The organism is Enterovibrio makurazakiensis (assembly GCF_050336585.1).
Taxonomy (GTDB): domain Bacteria; phylum Pseudomonadota; class Gammaproteobacteria; order Enterobacterales; family Vibrionaceae; genus Enterovibrio; species Enterovibrio gelatinilyticus.
This window is the reverse complement of sequence record NZ_JAKJSE010000007.1, coordinates 154,127-173,749: the sequence shown is the minus strand read 5'-3', so window position 1 is coordinate 173,749 and position 19,623 is coordinate 154,127. Positions and strand designations below refer to the sequence as shown.

At 46.1% G+C, this 19,623-nt stretch carries 20 protein-coding genes; 12 read left to right on the top strand and 8 right to left on the bottom strand.

Annotation, left to right across the window (positions count from 1 at the left end):
* Positions 1 to 372 precede the first annotated feature (372 nt).
* Complete coding sequence (locus tag L4D06_RS05665) at positions 373 to 1,533, bottom strand: AAA family ATPase (RefSeq protein ID WP_274164058.1); 1,161 nt, start codon at positions 1,531 to 1,533, stop codon at positions 373 to 375.
* Positions 1,534 to 1,743: 210 nt separating this feature from the next.
* Here L4D06_RS05665 and L4D06_RS05660 point away from each other — a divergent pair, with 210 nt between their 5' ends.
* Positions 1,744 to 2,754 carry an alpha/beta hydrolase family protein gene (locus L4D06_RS05660; RefSeq protein ID WP_429738140.1) on the top strand — a complete coding sequence of 337 codons (1,011 nt, stop codon included), beginning with the start codon at positions 1,744 to 1,746 and terminating at the stop codon, positions 2,752 to 2,754.
* Positions 2,755 to 2,861: 107 nt separating this feature from the next.
* Here the strand turns inward: L4D06_RS05660 and L4D06_RS05655 are convergent, their stop codons facing one another.
* From L4D06_RS05655 to L4D06_RS05645, 3 genes are all read right to left on the bottom strand, one after another.
* Positions 2,862 to 3,191 carry a hypothetical protein gene (locus tag L4D06_RS05655; RefSeq protein ID WP_429738137.1) on the bottom strand — a complete coding sequence of 110 codons (330 nt, stop codon included), beginning with the start codon at positions 3,189 to 3,191 and terminating at the stop codon, positions 2,862 to 2,864.
* 101 nt (positions 3,192 to 3,292) lie between these two features.
* On the bottom strand, positions 3,293 to 4,384 hold the full coding sequence (locus tag L4D06_RS05650; protein ID WP_429738136.1) for a helix-turn-helix domain-containing protein: 1,092 nt from the start codon (positions 4,382 to 4,384) through the stop codon (positions 3,293 to 3,295).
* A 200-nt stretch (positions 4,385 to 4,584) separates the two neighbouring features.
* Complete coding sequence (locus L4D06_RS05645; protein WP_274164062.1) at positions 4,585 to 5,046, bottom strand: methyltransferase family protein; 462 nt, start codon at positions 5,044 to 5,046, stop codon at positions 4,585 to 4,587.
* Between the two features lie 373 nt (positions 5,047 to 5,419).
* Between L4D06_RS05645 and L4D06_RS05640 the strand changes: the two genes are divergently transcribed.
* Genes L4D06_RS05640 through glcF form a run of 3 tightly spaced genes read left to right on the top strand, consistent with a single transcriptional unit; the run spans position 5,420 to position 9,202 of the window.
* On the top strand, positions 5,420 to 6,862 hold the full coding sequence (locus tag L4D06_RS05640) for an FAD-linked oxidase C-terminal domain-containing protein (protein ID WP_429738134.1): 1,443 nt from the start codon (positions 5,420 to 5,422) through the stop codon (positions 6,860 to 6,862).
* On the top strand, positions 6,855 to 7,952 hold the full coding sequence (gene glcE, locus L4D06_RS05635) for a glycolate oxidase subunit GlcE (RefSeq protein WP_429738133.1): 1,098 nt from the start codon (positions 6,855 to 6,857) through the stop codon (positions 7,950 to 7,952). Before L4D06_RS05640 ends, glcE begins: the two co-directional genes overlap by 8 nt.
* Positions 7,949 to 9,202, top strand: a complete 1,254-nt coding sequence (glcF, locus tag L4D06_RS05630) for a glycolate oxidase subunit GlcF (RefSeq protein ID WP_429738131.1) — start codon at positions 7,949 to 7,951, stop codon at positions 9,200 to 9,202. Before glcE ends, glcF begins: the two co-directional genes overlap by 4 nt.
* Positions 9,203 to 9,458: 256 nt before the next feature.
* Here glcF and L4D06_RS05625 read toward each other — a convergent pair whose 3' ends face one another.
* The 3 genes from L4D06_RS05625 to L4D06_RS05615 all read right to left on the bottom strand — a co-directional run bounded on the left by L4D06_RS05625 (position 9,459) and on the right by L4D06_RS05615 (position 11,493).
* Complete coding sequence (locus tag L4D06_RS05625; protein WP_429738129.1) at positions 9,459 to 9,713, bottom strand: hypothetical protein; 255 nt, start codon at positions 9,711 to 9,713, stop codon at positions 9,459 to 9,461.
* A gap of 37 nt (positions 9,714 to 9,750) precedes the next feature.
* The gene (locus tag L4D06_RS05620; protein ID WP_429738128.1) at positions 9,751 to 10,617 is read right to left on the bottom strand and encodes an AraC family transcriptional regulator; all 867 of its coding nucleotides are present in this window, start codon (positions 10,615 to 10,617) and stop codon (positions 9,751 to 9,753) included.
* Between the two features lie 165 nt (positions 10,618 to 10,782).
* Positions 10,783 to 11,493 carry a cation efflux transmembrane domain-containing protein gene (locus L4D06_RS05615; protein ID WP_429738126.1) on the bottom strand — a complete coding sequence of 237 codons (711 nt, stop codon included), beginning with the start codon at positions 11,491 to 11,493 and terminating at the stop codon, positions 10,783 to 10,785.
* A 185-nt stretch (positions 11,494 to 11,678) separates the two neighbouring features.
* Here L4D06_RS05615 and L4D06_RS05610 point away from each other — a divergent pair, with 185 nt between their 5' ends.
* The 7 genes from L4D06_RS05610 to L4D06_RS05580 all read left to right on the top strand — a co-directional run bounded on the left by L4D06_RS05610 (position 11,679) and on the right by L4D06_RS05580 (position 17,429).
* Positions 11,679 to 12,560 carry a LysR family transcriptional regulator gene (locus tag L4D06_RS05610; protein WP_274164069.1) on the top strand — a complete coding sequence of 294 codons (882 nt, stop codon included), beginning with the start codon at positions 11,679 to 11,681 and terminating at the stop codon, positions 12,558 to 12,560.
* Positions 12,561 to 12,685: 125 nt separating this feature from the next.
* Positions 12,686 to 13,231 carry a GNAT family N-acetyltransferase gene (locus L4D06_RS05605; RefSeq protein ID WP_429738124.1) on the top strand — a complete coding sequence of 182 codons (546 nt, stop codon included), beginning with the start codon at positions 12,686 to 12,688 and terminating at the stop codon, positions 13,229 to 13,231.
* 392 nt (positions 13,232 to 13,623) lie between these two features.
* The gene (bufA2, locus tag L4D06_RS05600) at positions 13,624 to 13,905 is read left to right on the top strand and encodes a BufA2 family periplasmic bufferin-type metallophore (RefSeq protein WP_274164071.1); all 282 of its coding nucleotides are present in this window, start codon (positions 13,624 to 13,626) and stop codon (positions 13,903 to 13,905) included.
* Positions 13,906 to 13,928: 23 nt separating this feature from the next.
* The gene (gene bufB / locus L4D06_RS05595) at positions 13,929 to 14,756 is read left to right on the top strand and encodes an MNIO family bufferin maturase (protein ID WP_429738122.1); all 828 of its coding nucleotides are present in this window, start codon (positions 13,929 to 13,931) and stop codon (positions 14,754 to 14,756) included.
* The gene (locus L4D06_RS05590; RefSeq protein WP_429738120.1) at positions 14,753 to 15,517 is read left to right on the top strand and encodes an HvfC/BufC family peptide modification chaperone; all 765 of its coding nucleotides are present in this window, start codon (positions 14,753 to 14,755) and stop codon (positions 15,515 to 15,517) included. Before bufB ends, L4D06_RS05590 begins: the two co-directional genes overlap by 4 nt.
* Before the next feature lie 451 nt (positions 15,518 to 15,968).
* On the top strand, positions 15,969 to 16,889 hold the full coding sequence (locus L4D06_RS05585; protein ID WP_274164074.1) for a M14 family metallopeptidase: 921 nt from the start codon (positions 15,969 to 15,971) through the stop codon (positions 16,887 to 16,889).
* A 138-nt stretch (positions 16,890 to 17,027) separates the two neighbouring features.
* Positions 17,028 to 17,429, top strand: a complete 402-nt coding sequence (locus L4D06_RS05580) for a phosphate-starvation-inducible protein PsiE (protein WP_274164075.1) — start codon at positions 17,028 to 17,030, stop codon at positions 17,427 to 17,429.
* Between the two features lie 34 nt (positions 17,430 to 17,463).
* Here L4D06_RS05580 and L4D06_RS05575 read toward each other — a convergent pair whose 3' ends face one another.
* Positions 17,464 to 18,930, bottom strand: a complete 1,467-nt coding sequence (locus L4D06_RS05575; protein ID WP_429738118.1) for a glutathione synthase — start codon at positions 18,928 to 18,930, stop codon at positions 17,464 to 17,466.
* Between the two features lie 234 nt (positions 18,931 to 19,164).
* Between L4D06_RS05575 and L4D06_RS05570 the strand changes: the two genes are divergently transcribed.
* Positions 19,165 to 19,617 carry a bacteriohemerythrin gene (locus L4D06_RS05570; protein ID WP_429738117.1) on the top strand — a complete coding sequence of 151 codons (453 nt, stop codon included), beginning with the start codon at positions 19,165 to 19,167 and terminating at the stop codon, positions 19,615 to 19,617.
* Positions 19,618 to 19,623: the final 6 nt, after the last annotated feature.

The window sequence follows — 19,623 nt, the reverse complement described above, 5'->3', positions numbered from 1 at the left end:
TATTTTTTTAACTATTGAATCCACAGCAGCTATAGCGCTGAAATAACAGGACTGGCCATCAAGCCCATTAACAGCAAAATTGGAAATAAAAGTTTTAAAATATACGGAACCCGCATGGTGGCTTTCCTTGTAATCGTTTCTCAGTGAAAAGTTACACATCGATGTGTAAATCAGTTCACATCTAACTCAACCTAACGTTGCCGAAGCCAGTTAATTATAGACACAAATTTTTAATCTCACATACGGAATTGCATACGTTTTTGGGCATCATTATAGATCCACCTCTTTTTCCTTTATGAAAAAAGGAGTTAGCTATGCAAAAAATTTCGTATTTCATCACATTTAGCATGTGGGAATTAGCTCTGATTAAGACTAATCGGGCCAATACCAGTTGGGGCCATCCAGCATACCTTGCCCTTGAACTTCTGTTTGACCCAGTACTTTCTCCAATTGAATGGAATGGCAATCTGGGTGTTCGTTTAGCGCATTGATCAAACGATTAGCATGTGAAATCACCCAAACTTGGGAGTGTTTTGAAGCATGACCGATTAAGCGAGCCAACGCAGGCAGCAGATCGGGGTGCAAACTTGTTTCTGGCTCGTTAAGCACCATCAGCGATGGTGGTCTCGGAGTCAGTAATGCCGCAACCCATAATACAAATCGTAACGTTCCATCAGAAAGTTCTGCACCGGTTAACGGACGTAACAACCCCCTTTGATAAAATTCGAGAGAGAAGCGACCATCATCTTTGGTCACAACGCGTAGCTTGCAACCCGGAAATGCATCTTCAATTGCATGATCAAGTGCGTCTTTATCACCGATTTCAATAATGGTTTGGAGTGCTGCAGCAAGGTCTCGACCATCATGATGCAACACAGGCGTTCGAGTACCTAACTGTGGCTTTCTTGCTGGTGCCTCGCTGTCTGTGCGGAAATGATCGTAAAATCGCCAACTTCTTATCATCTCACGGACGTGAAACACTTCGGGTGCAGACGCAGGGTCTGAATGGGAATCAAACATACTGTCGTAATTTGGGATATATTGAGAGATAACCTCCCATTGTCGCCCTTGACGGATTTTCACGACACTGCCCTTACGTTCAACTAAAGAACTTGCTGGTCGGAAATAATCACCGTTGAAAATGCATTCGTGTTTAATTTCCGGATCAAACATAAATGCAGATTGTTGAGGCGTCGGCAACCCTAATGAAATGGCATATCCAAACGTCTCACTGGCAAATCCTAACTTCAAACGCACAACGTTCTTTCGTCGCGTTCCCTCTACCTCAACATCTCCTCGCCTCATTCCCTCAGAAATCTCTTCTGGCCCAGCCCAAAACGTAGAATGCAATCCTCCTTCTTCCGCCAATGAATTGACCACACCACCCGAGGCGGTTTTCGCCAGCAAACGCAGCGCTTTGTATAAGTTCGACTTACCACTGCCATTAGAACCCGTGATCAAATTTAACGGCCCAAGTGGAATAGTGAGCGACATAATGGATCGATAGTTTGCAATGGATAAAGAAGTCAGCATGGTGAGCACCCAACAATAACTGTTTTTATATACAGTATCAGTAAATGGGAAAATTGGAATAGGTTAAAAAAGTAAAAACTGACGTATCCATGGGCAGTATCCAGGTACTCGAATCGGTTGTAGGACGTCCTCGATCCGGTTGTGAGGCGTATAAATAGGGCTATTTGACGAAACTAGGCATTATCGAAATCCAAACAAGGAATGCTTAAAATGAATCACTTCATCCTAATACTCCTATTTCTTTTTTCGCTTAATGCAATGGCAAAGGGCGTCGGTTTTTCACAGTTCGAACTTAACGATGAAGTCTCTCGACCGTTAAATGTAACACTTTGGTACCCGACACGAGACACAACACCCACCGCGCTCGTGGCAGATAATATTGCCTTTGAAGGAACGCATGTGGTGAAAGAAGCTAGCGTAACCCAAGCCAAACACCCACTCGTTTTGTTATCACATGGATACCGCGGCAGTTGGCGCAACCTCAATTGGCTGGCTCACAAACTGGCCCAACAAGGCTACATTGTCGCTGCACCCGATCACCCGGGAACCACAACGTTTGATCACACTTCCTCACAAACGTCACAATGGTGGCAACGCCCGAATGACCTCGTCCGAGTTCTGAATTATTTGGAGAATGATGCGGCTTGGCAACCGGTCATTGTATTTGATGACGTGACAGCGATAGGTCATTCACTGGGCGGTTGGAGTGTTGCTCAGTTAGTCGGCGCGCAATTTGATAGAAGCGCCTTCATGACGCAATGCAAAATTCACCCAAATCCTCGTACATGTGGGCTGGCAAAAGAGCTTGGGCTACATTCAGTACAAGATGAGGAACCTGAATCAAGCAACTTTTCAGATCCAAGAGTTAAACGCGTGATAATTCTAGACCTCGGCCTAGCACGTAGTTTCTCCACCTCCAGCTTAAACAAGATCCAACAACCCTCGTTGATACTCGCAGCAGGCATTGATATTGGAGATTTGCCACAAGCCATGGAATCTGGCTACCTCGCCGAGCATATTCCTCTTGAGAACCGTCGGTACAAGGTGTTTGAGAGCGCCACGCATTTTAGTTACATGCAGTTATGCAAAGCGAATGCTATTGCAGTGCTTGAGGAAGAATTCCCTGGAGATGGCGTGATTTGTAAAGATGGAATTGGCAGTGATAGACGAGTATTGCACAACCAAATATTCGACGATGTTAAAACGTTTCTGGTTCAGTAGCGACTGCCCACGGCAACATCAGCAGCGCTCTATCACTATCGGTACTGCCTGCAATAACGCGCTGCGCACAGGCGCTAAGCATAGACAAGTAACAGCCATACTGGCGGTTATTCCGGATTAGATCTTGTCGTGACTTTTAATGTCACGGCAATCATTGTGCCCCAAATAACACTGTTTAAAGCGTACAAAAAGATAAAAAAACCTTCTGAATTCAACATGTCACTTTCGTTGAGATGCGATATTACGCTGCTCATAGGAAACATAAGTAGCTCAACGAAACCGGCCCAAAGTTTAGCAATGAAACTCACAAATTCCGGTACATTTCCTGAAAAGCCAACGCTTAACGTAAACACCAAAAGTACGATCAAGTTAATGCCGATAAATGCAGCGTGAATAAGACTCCATTTTACTATCTGTCTCATAAAAATCGGTTTCATCAAAAGTGCTGGCTCCTTGATTCATTCATTGGTGTCGCACGACAGTCATAAACTGTACCCAAGCAACCTAAAGATGCAGGATTCAAGTTGATTGGGTATATTCAAGACGTTAGTTGGGCAGATTGGCGGTACACACTCGGGGTTTGACCCGTTATACGAAGAAATTCGCGGTTGAAGTTAGATTTAGTTTGAAACCCAGACGCCAAGTAAATATCCGTAATGTTGTCTTGTGTTGTCACCAATAAGGTTTTGGCGTGTTCAATACGATATGCATTGATCACCTTGGAGATATTTTCTCCTTTAACTTTATTCACGGCACTAGAGAGTTGTTTAGCCGGTATGCCGAGCCGGCGAGACAATCGACTCAAGGTAATATCAGGATCACGATATGCGTGTTTAGCTTCCATTAATCCATCCAATTTACCCATGATGGCTTCCGATTCGTCGTCTGACATTTGGACATGATTCTCTGGCAATCGAAGCGAATCAGTGGTTTCAGCGGTCATTGAATCGTCTTGGGAAGTGGATTGTCTTGATGGTGAAGACGACAAACTCTCTCCTTGGTTCGCTTTCTCGCCGCTCGCCGTACTAAAACCCACAATCGCGACAGCACAAACGACCATGGGGATCAGAACCAAATACGACAGCGAAATAATCAAGGGAGCATGTTCGCCATGATAGAAAGCAAAATCATACGACAATGCGCTATCAATCAAAGCTGAAAACAATAACATCACACCCGCAACCCGTTCCGCGACGATCACCCTTTGTACATTAGACAGTCGCACTTCTTCGGGCACGGTAAACGATGAAACAATCAACGCACCGCCGTAGCCGAGATAGAGCGTAATAAGAATGGTGTCTGTGGCGAAGGGCCACACCGCAAAATTAAATGAGGAGACGGCGATCACGATAGGCCATATCCCATGCCAATAGGCAGGACGTTGGCTATGGTGCGCTTTAGCAAAACAATACCAAGCTGCTATTGGCAGCATTGATGCCAAAATAGGTTGAACAAAGCGCAACAATTGAAGATCAAAAGTCCAGCGCATGCCCACGATGAAAGTACATACAGCACAAAGTACGGTGAACAACACCGACTTTAAGCCTGACTTCCCCAACGTCAAAAACAGAAGTACCGCAGTAATAGCAAGCAACAGTGATACAACAAAAGGAACAGGAATAGTCAGCATTGACGACAACTTCAGATTCTTAAGTTAATGCAAAGAGTGTATAGAAAACGACCATGAGCTTAAACAAAACTGAGGTCGAATTTTTCCAGATCATGACTTATACCCAAACAACCTGAAGATATAGAATTCAGCGAGGTTTACTGACGTAATGATCAGGCTTCCCTTTAGCCATTTAGTGTTGAATGTTATCGCATGGCCTATCACAGCCAACGTCGCACTTTTTTTGTGTAATCTGGGTATTCGTCGGGGAACTGCTCGGTCAGATACATTTCTTCAGGTTCAATTTGGAACATATTCATATAGAACACGAACAACACACTACCGAGCAAAGTGTAAAGGTTCGCAAAGTAACAGGTTGCGGCGATCAGTAAGCACAACATACCGACATACATAGGGTTTCGCGTCACTCGGTAAACACCAGACTGAACAAGAGATGTCGAAGCCGTTTTTAACGTTGGATTCACTGTGGTTTGGTGAAGGCGAAATGCCATTACCCCAGAAACACCGAACATCACGCCAACCAGTAAAAAGGCAACCGTTAACACGTTAGAATAAGGCACCAATAAAACATTGACTGGCGAGACACTGGCGATTCCTTTCATCAGCAGTAGTATCAAAACAACTTGCACAACGGGCGGTACTTTCAGCTTTAAACTATCCATCATTCCTCCTTGAATGACCGAAAAACCATAACTTAGCGGAAAAACCTCTGCTAAAATAATATCTTATCACATCCTCATACAACCTGAAGATACCGTGTTCAGTTTGCTCATGTGTAAAACCATAAAGGCTTGTTTCGCAACAGTCTCGCTCAGTGACGCTTTGTCATCCCTCCCTCGCAATTCTGAATTGCCATCACTAACAGGTGATGCGCCATTATGAATCCTGCATCATGAGGGATCTCTCGCTTTTCAGTTGCGGTAAATATCCCACACGCTGCACACTTTTTCAGTATGGCGTAAGGATTGTGCAGTTCAGGTGAAAACGATGGACTAACGTTTTAACATCCGCCCACGAACTGACAAGGAGGCAGGCATGGACGCCATCATATTTGAAGCGCTTGAGGCCATTGTTGGCAGTGAGTTCATTATTGTTGATAAAGAAACCCTTCATCCTTATGAGTGCGATGGGTTATCGGTCTATTGTTCTCTGCCAACCTGTGTGGTGTTACCCGCCAGTACGAAAGAAGTAATGGCCATCATGGCGTTATGCCACCAGCATAAAGTGACTGTTGTGGCTCGTGGCGCAGGCACAGGGCTGTCGGCGGGCGCATTGCCCATTGAAGGAGGCATCGTTCTTTCTTTGGCGCGGCTTAATCGTATCCTTGAGATAAACAGTGAAAGCGGCCTTGCTAAAGTTCAACCCGGAGTGCGCAACCTAGCCATATCAGAGTCAGCATCACGCTATGGGTTCTATTACGCACCCGACCCTTCATCCCAAATTGCCTGTTCTATTGGCGGAAACGTGGCAGAAAACGCGGGCGGCGTGCACTGCCTCAAATATGGTCTCACGGTTCACAACATCGTCTCGTTAGTATTCGTTACCGCACAAGGAGAACGCATTGACGTCGGCGGCAAAAGTCCCGACATTGCGGGTTTTGACTTCCTTGCCTTAATGACCGGCTCTGAAGGCATGCTAGGCATAGTCACAGAAATCACCGTTCGGCTTCTTCCCATTCCTGAATTAGCAAGGGTGATACTCGCAGGCTTCGATAAGGTAGAAAATGCAGCAAACGCCGTCAATGCACTCATCTCAAACGGCATTATTCCTGCTGGCCTTGAAATGATGGATCGATACGCCATTCAAGCAGCCGAAGATTTCGCACATGCGGGTTACCCAAAGGACGCCGAGGCACTGTTGCTTTGCGAACTCGATGGCACAGCAGACGATGTAAACCACCAATTGCAACTTGCCCAAGCACTACTGGAAGCGGCAGGCGCATCGTCACTCCGGATTTCTGACAGCGAAGAAGAACGCGCTTTGATGTGGAAGGGACGTAAATCCGCATTTCCCGCCGTCGGGAGATTGTCGCCGGACTATTACTGCATGGATGGCACCATTCCACGTCGGCAATTGGCGTCGGTATTAGCTGAGATCCACCGCCTTTCCCAACACTATGGGTTGCGTGTCGCGAACGTATTTCACGCTGGCGATGGCAACTTGCATCCACTCATTTTATTTGATGCAAACGTACCTGGTGAACTTGAACAAACTGAGGCGTTTGGTGCGGATATTCTTCGAATCTGCGTAGAAGCTGGGGGATGTATTACCGGTGAACATGGAGTTGGATTAGAAAAGATCGAGCAGATGCATCATCAATTTAATGACGCAGAGCTAGCCCAGTTTCTTCGAGTCAAAGCCGCCTTCGACCCCGACAACCTGCTTAATCCCGGAAAAGGCATCCCCACCCCAAAACACTGCCAAGAACACACCGTCATGAAACAACCTTTGTCACAAAGAGGGTCGTCCAATGGCTGATATTTCAACGTCGCTTTGCGAACAAGTGCAAGACGCTAGAGCCGATAACACGCCGCTTAATCTCATTGGTGGTAACACTAAAACGTTCATTGGCCGTGAAGCCACAGGAAGACCTGTTTCCCTTACAAGTCACAGTGGTGTTACTGCCTATCACCCGAGTGAATTAGTGATCACCGCTCGGGCAGGAACTCGCATAACAGAGCTCCAATCGGTGTTGGCAGAACACAATCAAATGCTCGTGGGAGAGCCTCCTGCGTTTGAAGGCAAAGCCACCTTGGGTGGCTCCATTGCATGCAATATTAGTGGGGCGTCTCGCCCATTTTATGGCTCACTGCGAGACGCCATTCTAGGCGTGACCTTGATCAACGGCTTTGGCGAACCTCTGAGATTCGGCGGTCAAGTCATGAAAAACGTGGCAGGCTATGATTTATCGCGCCTACAAGCGGGGGCAATGGGCGCGTTTGGCATACTCACAGACATAAGCCTTCGTCTTATGCCAAAGCCTGAATCTGTCGAAACGTTGGTGCTCAAAATGGATACGCCGCAGGCCATTACTTTTATGCGTCAACGAGTGTCCAGTGGCTATCCATTATCTGGCGCAGCGTGGGTCGACGGTCACTTATACATCCGACTCGCAGGAACAGCACCAAACGTCGGATATTATTCGCGTAAATTGGGCGGAGAATCGCTTCCTCATCAATCATTATTTTGGCGATCAATCCGAAATTTCCGCCATCCATTTTTCAGCCATGATGGGCACCTTTATCGCTTGTCTATTGATGCAGCAGCCCCCCACTTTACGCGGTTCGAGAATACCTTAGTAGACTGGGCAGGAAACATTCGTTGGGTGGTCACCGATGAAAACCACGAATCCATCAGCGAGCTAGCAAATAACAACGGTGGGCACGTCGCTCGCTATCGTTCCAAGTCCTTTGGAAACGACCAAAAAGACAACCATAATGGTGAGTGCTTTCAAACTCTCTCCCCGGCACACCAACGATTGCATAAGTCTCTAAAGGCAGCATTTGACCCACAGAACCTGTTTAATTCAGGTCGACTGTACTCATGGCTAGGGAGCGAGTCGCAATGAAAACGAACATCGACAGCGCGTTTCTGAAATCAAAAGATGGCCAAAGAGCACAAGATATTTTGCGACGCTGCGTGCACTGCGGGTTTTGCAACGCCACTTGTCCCACGTATCAAGAACTGAGCGATGAAAGGGATGGCCCGCGCGGTCGTATATATTTGATCAAGCAGATGCTCGAAGGGAATAAAGTTACAGAGAAAACCCAGCGACATCTTGACCGCTGCTTGACTTGCAGAAACTGCGAAACCACCTGCCCTTCTGGTGTCAAATACGCTGAATTACTCGATATCGGACGTAATCACATCGAATCAAGAGTGTCCCGATCTCCGAAAGAAAAGCTATTACGCTACGCGCTTACTCGTATATTTCCGCACTCAGGCTTGGTTCGATTTGGCGTAATATTGGTACGTCCTTTCCAGTTTTTATTACCTCAGTCGCTTCGCAAAAAATTACCTAAACAGCAGTTTAAGCATTCCAAACGTGACGAACTGCTACCCAATCCACCAGAAGCACGAATCATGATCGGGTTTAAAGGCTGTGTTCAGCAAGCCCTTACCCCCAACACCTTGCAAGCAGCTCGTGATGTGATGCGCCATCTCGGGATTCAGCTGATCACCATCAAAAATGAAACGTGCTGCGGCGCAATGAATGCACACCTATCAGAGCACCAACGCGCCACTAAACAAGCCAAGCAAAATATCGATGCATGGTGGCCACATATAGAAAAAGGGGCAGAAGCCATCGTCATTTCCGCCTCAGGTTGCGGAATTTCCATCAAAGAATACCCAGCGTTATTGAGAAACGAACAAGACTACATGGAGAAAGCGGCACACATTGCAGCGCTCGCGAAAGATCTCAGTGATGTATTGGCAGAAGAGGATTTGAGTCAATTACCGCTCAATGAAAGTCCACAACGCGCTGCTGTGCATTGCCCTTGCTCACTGCAACACGGCATCGACCGCAAGGACAATTTGTACAAAACACTCAGCCAATTAGGGGTTATTCAAACTGAGACCCATGAAAATCACTTATGTTGTGGATCTGCGGGCGCGTATTCCTTGTTGCAACCAGAACTCAGTCAAAAGCTATTGAAGCGAAAACTTGATGCCCTGCAAGGTGACAACCCTGATGTCATTGTCACGGCGAACATTGGTTGCCAACTGCACCTCGCCTCAGAAAGCGCAGTACCCGTAAAACACTGGATCGAACTATTGGCAGAGCGGCTAGCGCCCGATGATGAGTCTTCAGTTTAGCTAGGGTCTGTTGATCTTTGGTGATGATTTTTGCTGCAGTTTGTGGCGGCTTTATACAAGGCAGAGGCTTCGATGTGTAGCTGGCCTACATGAGAAGTCGATAACGCAGGAGAAAGTCGCCACAAACGCTGCCCGAAGGGTTCCGCTCAAAGCGCTTTATGCTTTGTTGAGATGTGTTTGCTTAGAATGACTAGGCAGCACACACCTCGCCTCGCCTAAAACGCTTTTAGCCAGAACAAAATTTAACCACCAAAGATCAACAGACCCTCGTAACATCTTCAATATACACGTACAACGCAATGACAAATGAAATCATCAGCGTCACTTGCCACAAGCCGTTTTCCCAAAACGTCAGCGGCTCGTCAGACCAAACTCTCAAGGCGACATTAAACAGTTCGCCTTTTAGCGTCATCACTATGACGGCGATAAAATAATAGCTAAGAAACAAAGTGATGTGGCTGCGAATAGCCAGCAAGCTTGCTTTCAACGGTATCTTTATTGAGTTAGTCATGATGAAGACCTATAAAAAAGAAATTTGCAGCAAGGTGTTAGACGATGGGTAGATACACGTCAGTGACCATTTCATGTTCTGTCACATCGGGAAACAGTGTCACTCGTTCAAACAATACCGGCACATCACGCAACTTCTCCCCTGATTGCGGCAACCACTTCGTATAGAGGTATCTCACAGCCCAACCAATCACATCGTCACTGCCAACAAAGCGTATCTTGGCGCAACGTCCCCCTTGTAGTGTTTTCAGCGAGATGTTCGGGTCGGATATATCGGTGCTCTTATCTATCTGACAGCAGAGATCAAACCGAAAAGAGGTATCCAGCACTTCTTCTGGGTCGTCATAAATCAAATTGAACGTTCGAAATCGATTGGGAGGGATTTTGTTGGCTTTACGCCATTCAATAAATTTACCTACCGAATACTGCAAGTTCACTGGAGAGTCACGGTGCTCAAACACTGCCACATCAAGCGTCGGCAGTTCCGCATATTCCACACTGAAGTCAGAGTATTTAAGGAATGCTTCATTACGCAATTTAAAAATTCCATCGAAATGCGATTGCCATGCGGCCCAATTCGGCTCAGTTCGAAACGCTGATGGGCTTTGCTCAAACACTTTCCGGAACGCACGCGAAAACGCTTCGCTACTTTCGTAATTGCAATCCAATGCAATCGTCGTGATCGATAAATCGTCGCGATAAGCAATCTGATACGCCGCCTTTTTTAATCGTAAAAGACGGACATAGGTAGCAACAGTGATGCCATATTCCGCAGAAAATAAACGATGAAAATGATGCTTAGAAAGGTGGGCGACCTTGCTCAAGGTATCGAGGTTAATCTGTTCGTCCAAATTCAGTTCAATGTATTCGCGCACTTTTTCCAACCGGGCCTTACAATTTGTCATGTACCGCAATCCCTCAGTTTTCATTGGATACTGACGCAACCATAACGCACAAAGAGCCAAAGGACTTGACCAATCTTGCTGATATAAGATGAACTTAACGGATAAAAAAAGGCAGCTCATTGAGCTGCCTTTTTCGACAATACAACTTGATTAGTTGCGTGGCTTTCAAGCCAATAAGCGCTGCCCTGAGATGGCATTGTCTTCTTGATAGATAGCCCAAAGACGTTTCGTTGAATCGCCCACCATCTTCACGGGTACCGTCGCAAAATAGACAGAAGCCAAAATCACCATAATCGGGTCTGCATACACCGCGTATTCTGCGTAACCGCTCGCCATCATTGATGCAGCGATAATAAAACCTACTAAAACAGCAGCACTAATCACGGTATCCATTAACCACTGGCTAGTTTCCGCTTTTAAAATTGTCGACGCTTGTTTACCTGCACGTGACTTCACAAAGAAGTAACACACAAAGCAACCTGCCAAGTTAACCACACCAAAAATCAGTGCAGAGCCGGCGTTGACTTCACGTCCACCGTTAAACATGGCTTCAAATGCTGATGCAAACGACACCACACAAACGACTGACACCGCGAGGCCTTTAATTAACACCACCAATGACTCAATAACTTCGGCTTTTTGCGCAGATACACGCTTACCTGATTTTCGATTTTTGCCTGTGCCATTGCCAATATATACCGTTGCGCCTAGTGCCATCAGAGAGAGAAACAGGCTAACCAAAGAGTATGCACCGTCAAACACTATCGCCATGGAACCTGCCCAAAGGCCGATCCCTACACCCAACGCAGCAAAGCAAAAACAAGCAAAACTAGAAAATTTCAGTAAGTTACGTTCTTTCGCATATTCACACGGCATAAATCCCCACAAGTGACAAAAAAATTGACTGCAGCACCTTCCAATAGCGCTTTGATAACCACATTACAGCCAATTTCGTGAATCAAAGAGTTACTGAGCGACAAGTTTTTGGTCGCTGGGTTTTTATTCTATTTATTTAGAGTTAGAATCATTATGCGGATTACACGTGCAAACATGGACATAAAATGCGAAGTAGCCAAATAGAAATGTTCCTCACTGCGGTCGAAACAGGCTCAATCGCTGGCGCAGCTCGCGAGCTTGAAAAAAGCCGTACCACAGTCAGTGCTGCGATCAGTGCCTTAGAAGATAGCTTGGGCGTGGAACTGCTCGCCCGTTCGGGGAACAGTGTTAATCTGACAGACGTTGGGCGCATGATCCACGACGATTGCGAACGACTATTACAAGCCGCTCATGACATTGATGCGAAGTGTCGTCAATTTGAAAGTGGCGTTGAATCGGCATTGCGTATTGGACGTGATGACGCTATTCCAGAGTCTTTCTGGCGCGCAACAATGCGTGAAATCCACCAGCTATTTCCCAACTCGAGCGTATCGCTCTACGTTGCTCCACCACCAGAACTTTATGAAATGGTGGATGAGAACATGGTCGATGTCGCCTTTGGCTTGCTGCCCGAAACTCGAGCATTTGGGCGCATTAGTTCAAAAAAGCTAGGTCAAATTCGTATGATGTCGGTGGTTCACAAAGACCACCCATTATCTAAGCTCAAACGTGTACAACGCGCCGACCTAGAACGTTACACCGAGGTCACACTTGCCTATGTGGATGACGAAGGCCTAAAAGCACTCGATCCAATCTCGCCGCACTACATTGCCTTGCCGTTTTATGAACATCTGCGAGATGCGGTATTGGACGGCTCAGGTTGGTCAAACGTCCCGTCGGTCTTACTCAGAAAATACCTCCGAAGTGGTACATTGCAGGTATTGCGTCATTCGAGCGCAATGCAGCTACAACCTTACGGTCAAATCACCTCTATGGATGCCCATACTGGCGCACTCACGGTTTGGCTGTCAGATCGCTTGGAAGCGTATTTGGCGGAAAATAGCTAATCATAAGTTATTGAACACCAACGTTAATCAGCACCACCTATGAGTTTTGATATTTCCAATCAACGTGTTAGCTTACACAAATAGAGCTGACACCACATGGGCGCAGAAAGGAATCAAGGACATTTATGGAGATCGTCGAAGCGCAATTGGCAGACTTATCGCCGTTTTTTGAGTACTTGGAAAAACAGCTTGAAGAAAACGCTGCCGACAAAACCCCACTGTTTCAGCCTGTCGCCAAAAAACACAGCCATGTTACTGAGCAACTAAGATCCAAATTTTACGATGGTTTTAGTATTCCCTTTGGAGAGAGCGGATGGCGCAAGCTCTGGCTGGTTAAAGATATCAGCAATAACACCATTCACGGACACATCGATTTACGCCACCACAGTGACCACTACACACTTCATCGCGCTTTATTGGGCATGGGAGTGGATAGTCAGGTAAGGAAACAAGGAATAGGCCGTAAACTCATTGAGCGAACGGTTGAATTCTGTCATTCGCATAACCGAATTGACTGGTTAGATTTGCAGGTACTTTCTAACAATACCCCAGCAATCAAGTTGTATATATCCAATGGTTTCAGCGCTGTTGGGGAAATCGCTGATTTATATCGCATTGACGGAAAATCCGTGTCAGAAATAACCATGACACTAAACACGATAAGAAAATAATAAAAAATCCACTAAAAAGCATTTATTTACCACATAAAAACAAGCCAGACCAAAACCAATTAACCATCACTCATTTTGTTTGTTTCAAAAAAAAGAATAAAAAACCAAACCTTCCATATGAAACATGTTAAACCATCCCTCCCCTAGCATTCTCTCACCCTAAGATGAAAAATATTTCACCTTAACAAACATGCAATTAAAGGAAATCTTCGAATTTTTTTCGATCTCATGAAATCAACTCAGAAACCCATAGGTCTATTTACATGGCTTTTAAAGGCATTTAAACCAGCCATTCATTGCATTTCAGGTTGATATATTCACCGCATGCAAGGATGAGCACTAAGTTATTAGCAACAATGCTAATTGCACGTGAAAATATTGGAGAATATAGCATGAATAAAATCGAAAAAAGCGCCACCTTTGCTTCTGTTGCTTTGGCTGTTGCCTTGAGCACATCTGCGTTTGCAGCTGAATCACCAAAAGGTAGCAGCGGTGCTGCGATTGGTGCTGGTGATAAAGTGCACTGCTATGGCATACACTCTTGTAAAGGTAACTCAGATTGTAAAACAGCCGAGCATGCATGTAAGGGCCAAAATCAGTGTGGCGGACATGGCTTCAAAGGCATGAAAGCAAAAGAATGCCTCGATGCTGGCGGCACGATCTCCGATATTTAATTACGAACAAAAGGGATAAAGAAATGACTTCTAGCTTTGGTCTTGGATTACGCACTCAGCACTACAATGATTTTCTGAATGCGCCTCAACCTGTCGACTGGCTAGAAGTGATCTCTGATAACTACATGGTCAACGGTGGAAAACCGTTGACCATGCTTGACCGTATTCGTGCTGACTACCCTATGGTCATGCACGGCGTGTCTCTCTCCATAGGTTCAATCAATGGACTAGACACTGACTACCTTCAAAAACTCAAAGCACTCGAACAACGCATTGAACCTATGTGGGTGTCTGATCACCTATGTTGGAGTGGCGTTCATGGACGTAAGCTTCATGATCTCATGCCGCTCCCCTTTACCCAAGAAGCCCTAGACGTAGTAGTAAGAAATATTCACCAAGCTCAAGACGCACTACAGCGTCCATTGGTATTAGAAAACGTATCCAGCTATGTCGAATTTACCGCGTCTGAAATGACAGAATGGGAATTTCTCTCTGCGATAAGCCAAACAACAGGGTGTAAGTTGTTACTTGATATTAATAATATTTACGTTAGCGCGTTCAATCATGGTTTTTCAACGATAGACTTCATTCAAGGCATTCCCAAAGACAGTGTTCAACAGTTTCACCTTGCAGGCCATTTAAACAATGACGACCATCTCATTGATACCCATGACCACCCTGTGTGTGATGGCGTTTGGACACTCTACGAACAAGCACTAAAACGATTCGGTGAGACGCCCACCATGATAGAGCGCGATGACAATATTCCACCGTTATCAGAATTACTTTCAGAACTAGATACAGCACGAACTATTGCTCACAACGTGTTGAATGCGGAGGGAGTGATATGAAGCTGCAAGAAATTCAAGACCAGTTCCAAAGCATCGTTTTAAACGAGACATGTCGTGACGCTAATTGGGTCAATCAATCAGCACAACGGCTGCCATCTAAAGACCGATTAGCGATATACCACAACGCCTACCGTGTTCGGCTAATTGATGTGTTACGCGACACCTTTGGGCACACAGTGACCTATCTTGGTGACGACTGGTTCAATCAATTAGCGGCCGATTATGTGCAATCACACCACTCTTGTTACAACAACATTGGTTTCTATGGTGACGTTTTTCCCGAGTTCTTAGCACAACAGCTTCCCGATGATTTAGAAGTATCCGAGTTGGCAGCATTAGATTGGACGCTTCGACGAGCCTTTGACGGCGCTGACAGTCCTGTTATGACACTCGAAGATCTACAAGGCATCGCTAGTGCAGAATCGCAAGACGGAACACTAAAAACCGTTCCTACCTTGTCGGTCACAACGCATCACTTCAATACGCTAGACATTTGGCATGCCATTGATCAAGATGTCGCGCCCCCAGAAGTCGCCCCGCTGCCACAGCAAATCAATGTACTTGTTTGGCGCAAAGGCCACTCTCCGCACTTTCGTAGTATTACCTCCATCGAGTCTGCCGCTATTGGTTATGTGTCATCAGGTATGAATTTGAACGATTTGGGCGCAAAACTGAGTGCTCAATTCCCTGATACAGACATGTCAGTTGAATTCGGGCAAATGCTCCTTCGCTGGATCAATGATGAAGTGCTTGCGATTTAACTATCAAACCCTAAAAGGGTGAAATAGTCGTTTCAAATAAACGGCTATTTCAGCCATCCAACACTCGTCTAGATCTCCAAGCTATACCTTTCGGCCAATCACATTGGCGCCATTGATATTCAATTGAAAGCCGAAAAGAGTGTGCTAATCTCTAGGGTCTGTTTACCTTTGGTGATGATTTTTGCAGCAGTTTGTGGGGGCTTTATTCAAGGCAGAGGCTTCGATGTGTAGCTCGCCTACATGAGAAGACGATAACGCAGGAGAAAGAGCCCACAAGCGATGCCCAAAGGGTTCTACTAAAAGCGTTCTATGATTTGTTGAGGTGTATCTGCTTAGAATACTTGGTGGCACACACCTCGCCGTGCCTAAAACGCTTTTCGCTAGAACAAAATTTATCCACCAAAGATCAACATACCCTGACAACTTAGCATTCTCTCAGTAAGGAATCATCATGACGACGTCCACCCCTTTTCCAATCGGTACACCAGGACAACCTTGGGGAGAGGAAGAAAAAGCGCAATGGTTAACGACCACCAACCTTAAGCGCAGCTACAACGATGATGTGATCAGCAAAATTAATGCTCTGAAAGACCGCTTCGACGTGGCTCAATACGGTGCCTTGTCTTTTGATGAAGCGCGTTACCCTCAGTTTGGTATTCGCAGCCGTGATTTCGATAAAAACAAGCCCACCATTTTGATCACCGGCGGCGTACACGGTTACGAAACCAGCGGTGTTCATGGTGCATTACAATTCCTAGATACCGAAGCACTGGCATTTACAGAGCACTTCAACTTTATCGTTGCACCGTGTATCAGCCCGTGGGGCTATGAAACCATCAACCGATGGAACCCGTACACTGTCGATCCAAACCGCTCGTTTGTTGAGAACAGCCCATCACAAGAAGCTGCAAACGTGATGGCGTGGGTTAATGGACTGGGCGTAAAGATCTTCGCGCACATCGATTTACATGAAACGACAGATACCGACGACACTGAATTCCGCCCTGCGCTCGCAGCTCGCGATGGCAAGGATTATGAGGAAGACACCGTTCCAGATGGCTTCTACACCGTCGGTGATACCGACAATCCAAACGTTGATTTTCAAACTGCCGTTATCGACGAAGTGCGTAAAGTCACCCACATTGCACCGGCTGATGCGACAGGAAAAATCATTGGAACGCCAGTGGAGCAGGAAGGCGTGATCAATTACCCCGTCAAAGCACTAGGGCTTTGTACTGGTTTCACTGATTGCGAATACTGCACCACCACAGAAGTGTATCCAGACAGCGAAAAGGTGACCGACCAAGAATGTAACGATGCACAAGTTGCAGCGGTTCGCGGTGCGCTGAATTACCTACTTGCCGCACGCTAACACCCTTTCATCGCATATCGCCATCACTTTCTAGACGCACACCCTTTCCCTATTGTGGGTGTGTACTCTCACCAATGAGACGCTTATCCACCCCTTCTACTCGCTACACTGGCTGTTTATCCAAGGACGGCGGGAACAATGCCAAAAAATAAAAAAGCATCCCAAATCATACATTTGATGGAAAACTGTGTATTGGTACTGATTTTCCTTGCCACTATCTATGCTATTGGCGAAGAAATTTACTTGGTGATTGTTAACCGAACGGTATCAGTAGGTGATTTGCTGCTAATGTTCATTTACCTCGAAGTATTAGCCATGGTTCACAGCTTTTTCGAGTCTGGAAAAGTACCAGTGAGAATGCCGCTTTACATCGCAATTGTGGCGCTCGCCCGCTATCTCATTTTAGATATGAAGAACATGGACGATTGGCGAATTCTTGCCATCACGGTTGCAGGGCTTGTCTTGGCAATTACCGTCTTTGTCATTCGCATTGGGCATATCAAATTCCCCTACCCCAAAGTCCCTGGTAGCGAAGAATAAAAATCAACAGCCACCATTGCGGTGGCTGTTTTGATTAGCCTTTATAGGCCAGAGAATCTAACGCCCCCATGCCGCTGTGCACACCACCTTCCGTCACTTGTGATGACTTGCTTCGGATCAGGTAGCCTGCGTAACCTCCACTATCGAGTGCTGGTTCGCCATCAATATGAACAGTGAACAATCCAATCTCACTGATCAGATCGTCGATGACATATATCTCTCCTTTCCGTACCACATAGGCTGCCTGAGACCGCGGCAAAGGATGCAATCTACGCATCAAGGACCACGCTTCATATTCATTCGGATCCAACGCCGTTAGCTTGGTGTGTATATTTTCACCGAATACGCAGTGCCCCCCTCCTTCGCCTTGGTTTTTCAATACCCACTCATCAAGGGGACGCTGTTTAATCCACTCTGCACTTTGCTCATCCACGGCAATCATATCGCCCAGTAAATACTTCACTTCCTGCGCTTCAGATTCGGTCAAACCAAAACGCGTTAATGATTCAGCGGGCGCCGATGACAGCAACATTTGCAGACGTTTGCTTGTCGCCAACTGTTGGCTGACGGTTGCATTCACCGCCACACGATGTTTTTCAATCATCACACGGGTTTGCGCTAAGGCTTCACAACACGCTTTATCAACAATGTCATGGGCCACATAATCACTAAACTGATAACCAGCACGAAGGTACACACAATCAATACTACCAATGCCCTCTAACATCAGACGTCGATTATCTCCTGTCGACAACCCGTCGTAGAGCTCTCTGAATGTTCGACGCACGGTACGAATTCCTTTGGCTTGCAGCGCGTGCTCAAGCAAATGCTGATCATAAACGTTGTCCTCACGATCTTGCACCACCATAAGAAACGTTGGTGCGCCTGCATCTGAAAACTCATGTTTGATCTTCCATGTCGATGCCGCGATACCTTCCGCCAATCCATTCAACGCACTATTGGGGATAGGCTCACCCACTTCATTACCTGACCATTCAGCGTAAGGCGAAGGCCATTGCGTAGACAAATAGCGATGCAGTTCATGAATGCGCTGACCAAATGGCCCCATACCTGCGGCAATACCGTTAAACTCAATCAATTTAGGACCAAGCGTGGCGTCATCCATAAAATCGCTACGCATGATCAGCAAAGGCAAGCATGTCTGTCCGTTCACACCACGGTTTTCTGCTCGACTATTTTCTGCGTGGCTATGAATATTTTCAGCCATACGCAAAAGCGCTTTAAAGAACACATTGCCCGCCGTAATGGGGCTAATGGCTTCAACCAGAAACGCATGATCTTGCGATACCGCATGCACTAGCTTTCCAAGCAGATGAACAGACGACTTGAGCCTCTCAAATCGAGCGCTTTCGATGACGGTTGGCGTTAATGTAAATGCAGGGTGTCTTGCTGAATCATCCGTCTGTTTTAGTGCCATACCATGAGTTAACGTCCACTCAACCGCTTCATTCTTGGCTTTTTCTGTATTTTTATAGGCCATGTCAGTTTCCTTTATCACTCAATCACATCGCTCGCATTTCAATTTAAGTCCACATCGCCTGATGTTTATGACTCTTTACCGCGAATCTCGTCATTCCCGTGCTCATTTGAAGAGGCCTGCACCAATCACTCATTTACCGAATAGGGGTGAACACAAATTTAACATTCGAGATGTCTATCATTTCCTCAACATTTTAACTGTCTTACACTGGCGTCAAATTGTTAAGGAGATGATATGGCTGAGAAATTTATTGCTTGGGGAAAGATTTTCGAATCTGGCGTCGAAGAAATTGATAACGAACACAAAATGCTATTCCACATCGCAAATCAGTTCTATGACAATATTCGCCGCGGTGACGATGATGCCGTTGTGTTTGAAACCCTCAATAAATTGATTCGCTATGCCGAAACCCACTTCCGCCGCGAAGAAAACATGCTGGTTGAAATCGGCTATCCCGAAGAAAAAGTTCTGCGCCATAAGGCCCACCATCAAAAACTGATCAATCAAATCTTTGAAGTCTATGAAACGCAGTTTGAAGTCATTAACGATCGCATTGTTGACCAGCCCGACAAAGTAAAAGCGTTCCTCACCGATTGGCTGATTATGCATATTCTGACGGAAGACAGGGATTACTTCCGACATATCGAAGAGCAATCTCTCATGTCAGTGGAAGATGCAAACCCATAGCGGGGC

Bases quoted from the DNA above. Each gene is read 5' to 3' on its own strand.
- L4D06_RS05665 (WP_274164058.1), bottom strand. From the start codon at position 1,533: ATGCTGACTTCTTTATCCATTGCAAACTATCGATCCATTATGTCGCTC.
- L4D06_RS05660 (WP_429738140.1), top strand. From the start codon at position 1,744: ATGAATCACTTCATCCTAATACTCCTATTTCTTTTTTCGCTTAATGCA.
- L4D06_RS05655 (WP_429738137.1), bottom strand. From the start codon at position 3,191: ATGAAACCGATTTTTATGAGACAGATAGTAAAATGGAGTCTTATTCAC.
- L4D06_RS05650 (WP_429738136.1), bottom strand. From the start codon at position 4,384: ATGCTGACTATTCCTGTTCCTTTTGTTGTATCACTGTTGCTTGCTATT.
- L4D06_RS05645 (WP_274164062.1), bottom strand. From the start codon at position 5,046: ATGGATAGTTTAAAGCTGAAAGTACCGCCCGTTGTGCAAGTTGTTTTG.
- L4D06_RS05640 (WP_429738134.1), top strand. From the start codon at position 5,420: ATGGACGCCATCATATTTGAAGCGCTTGAGGCCATTGTTGGCAGTGAG.
- glcE (WP_429738133.1), top strand. From the start codon at position 6,855: ATGGCTGATATTTCAACGTCGCTTTGCGAACAAGTGCAAGACGCTAGA.
- glcF (WP_429738131.1), top strand. From the start codon at position 7,949: ATGAAAACGAACATCGACAGCGCGTTTCTGAAATCAAAAGATGGCCAA.
- L4D06_RS05625 (WP_429738129.1), bottom strand. From the start codon at position 9,713: ATGACTAACTCAATAAAGATACCGTTGAAAGCAAGCTTGCTGGCTATT.
- L4D06_RS05620 (WP_429738128.1), bottom strand. From the start codon at position 10,617: ATGACAAATTGTAAGGCCCGGTTGGAAAAAGTGCGCGAATACATTGAA.
- L4D06_RS05615 (WP_429738126.1), bottom strand. From the start codon at position 11,493: ATGCCGTGTGAATATGCGAAAGAACGTAACTTACTGAAATTTTCTAGT.
- L4D06_RS05610 (WP_274164069.1), top strand. From the start codon at position 11,679: ATGCGAAGTAGCCAAATAGAAATGTTCCTCACTGCGGTCGAAACAGGC.
- L4D06_RS05605 (WP_429738124.1), top strand. From the start codon at position 12,686: ATGGAGATCGTCGAAGCGCAATTGGCAGACTTATCGCCGTTTTTTGAG.
- bufA2 (WP_274164071.1), top strand. From the start codon at position 13,624: ATGAATAAAATCGAAAAAAGCGCCACCTTTGCTTCTGTTGCTTTGGCT.
- bufB (WP_429738122.1), top strand. From the start codon at position 13,929: ATGACTTCTAGCTTTGGTCTTGGATTACGCACTCAGCACTACAATGAT.
- L4D06_RS05590 (WP_429738120.1), top strand. From the start codon at position 14,753: ATGAAGCTGCAAGAAATTCAAGACCAGTTCCAAAGCATCGTTTTAAAC.
- L4D06_RS05585 (WP_274164074.1), top strand. From the start codon at position 15,969: ATGACGACGTCCACCCCTTTTCCAATCGGTACACCAGGACAACCTTGG.
- L4D06_RS05580 (WP_274164075.1), top strand. From the start codon at position 17,028: ATGCCAAAAAATAAAAAAGCATCCCAAATCATACATTTGATGGAAAAC.
- L4D06_RS05575 (WP_429738118.1), bottom strand. From the start codon at position 18,930: ATGGCCTATAAAAATACAGAAAAAGCCAAGAATGAAGCGGTTGAGTGG.
- L4D06_RS05570 (WP_429738117.1), top strand. From the start codon at position 19,165: ATGGCTGAGAAATTTATTGCTTGGGGAAAGATTTTCGAATCTGGCGTC.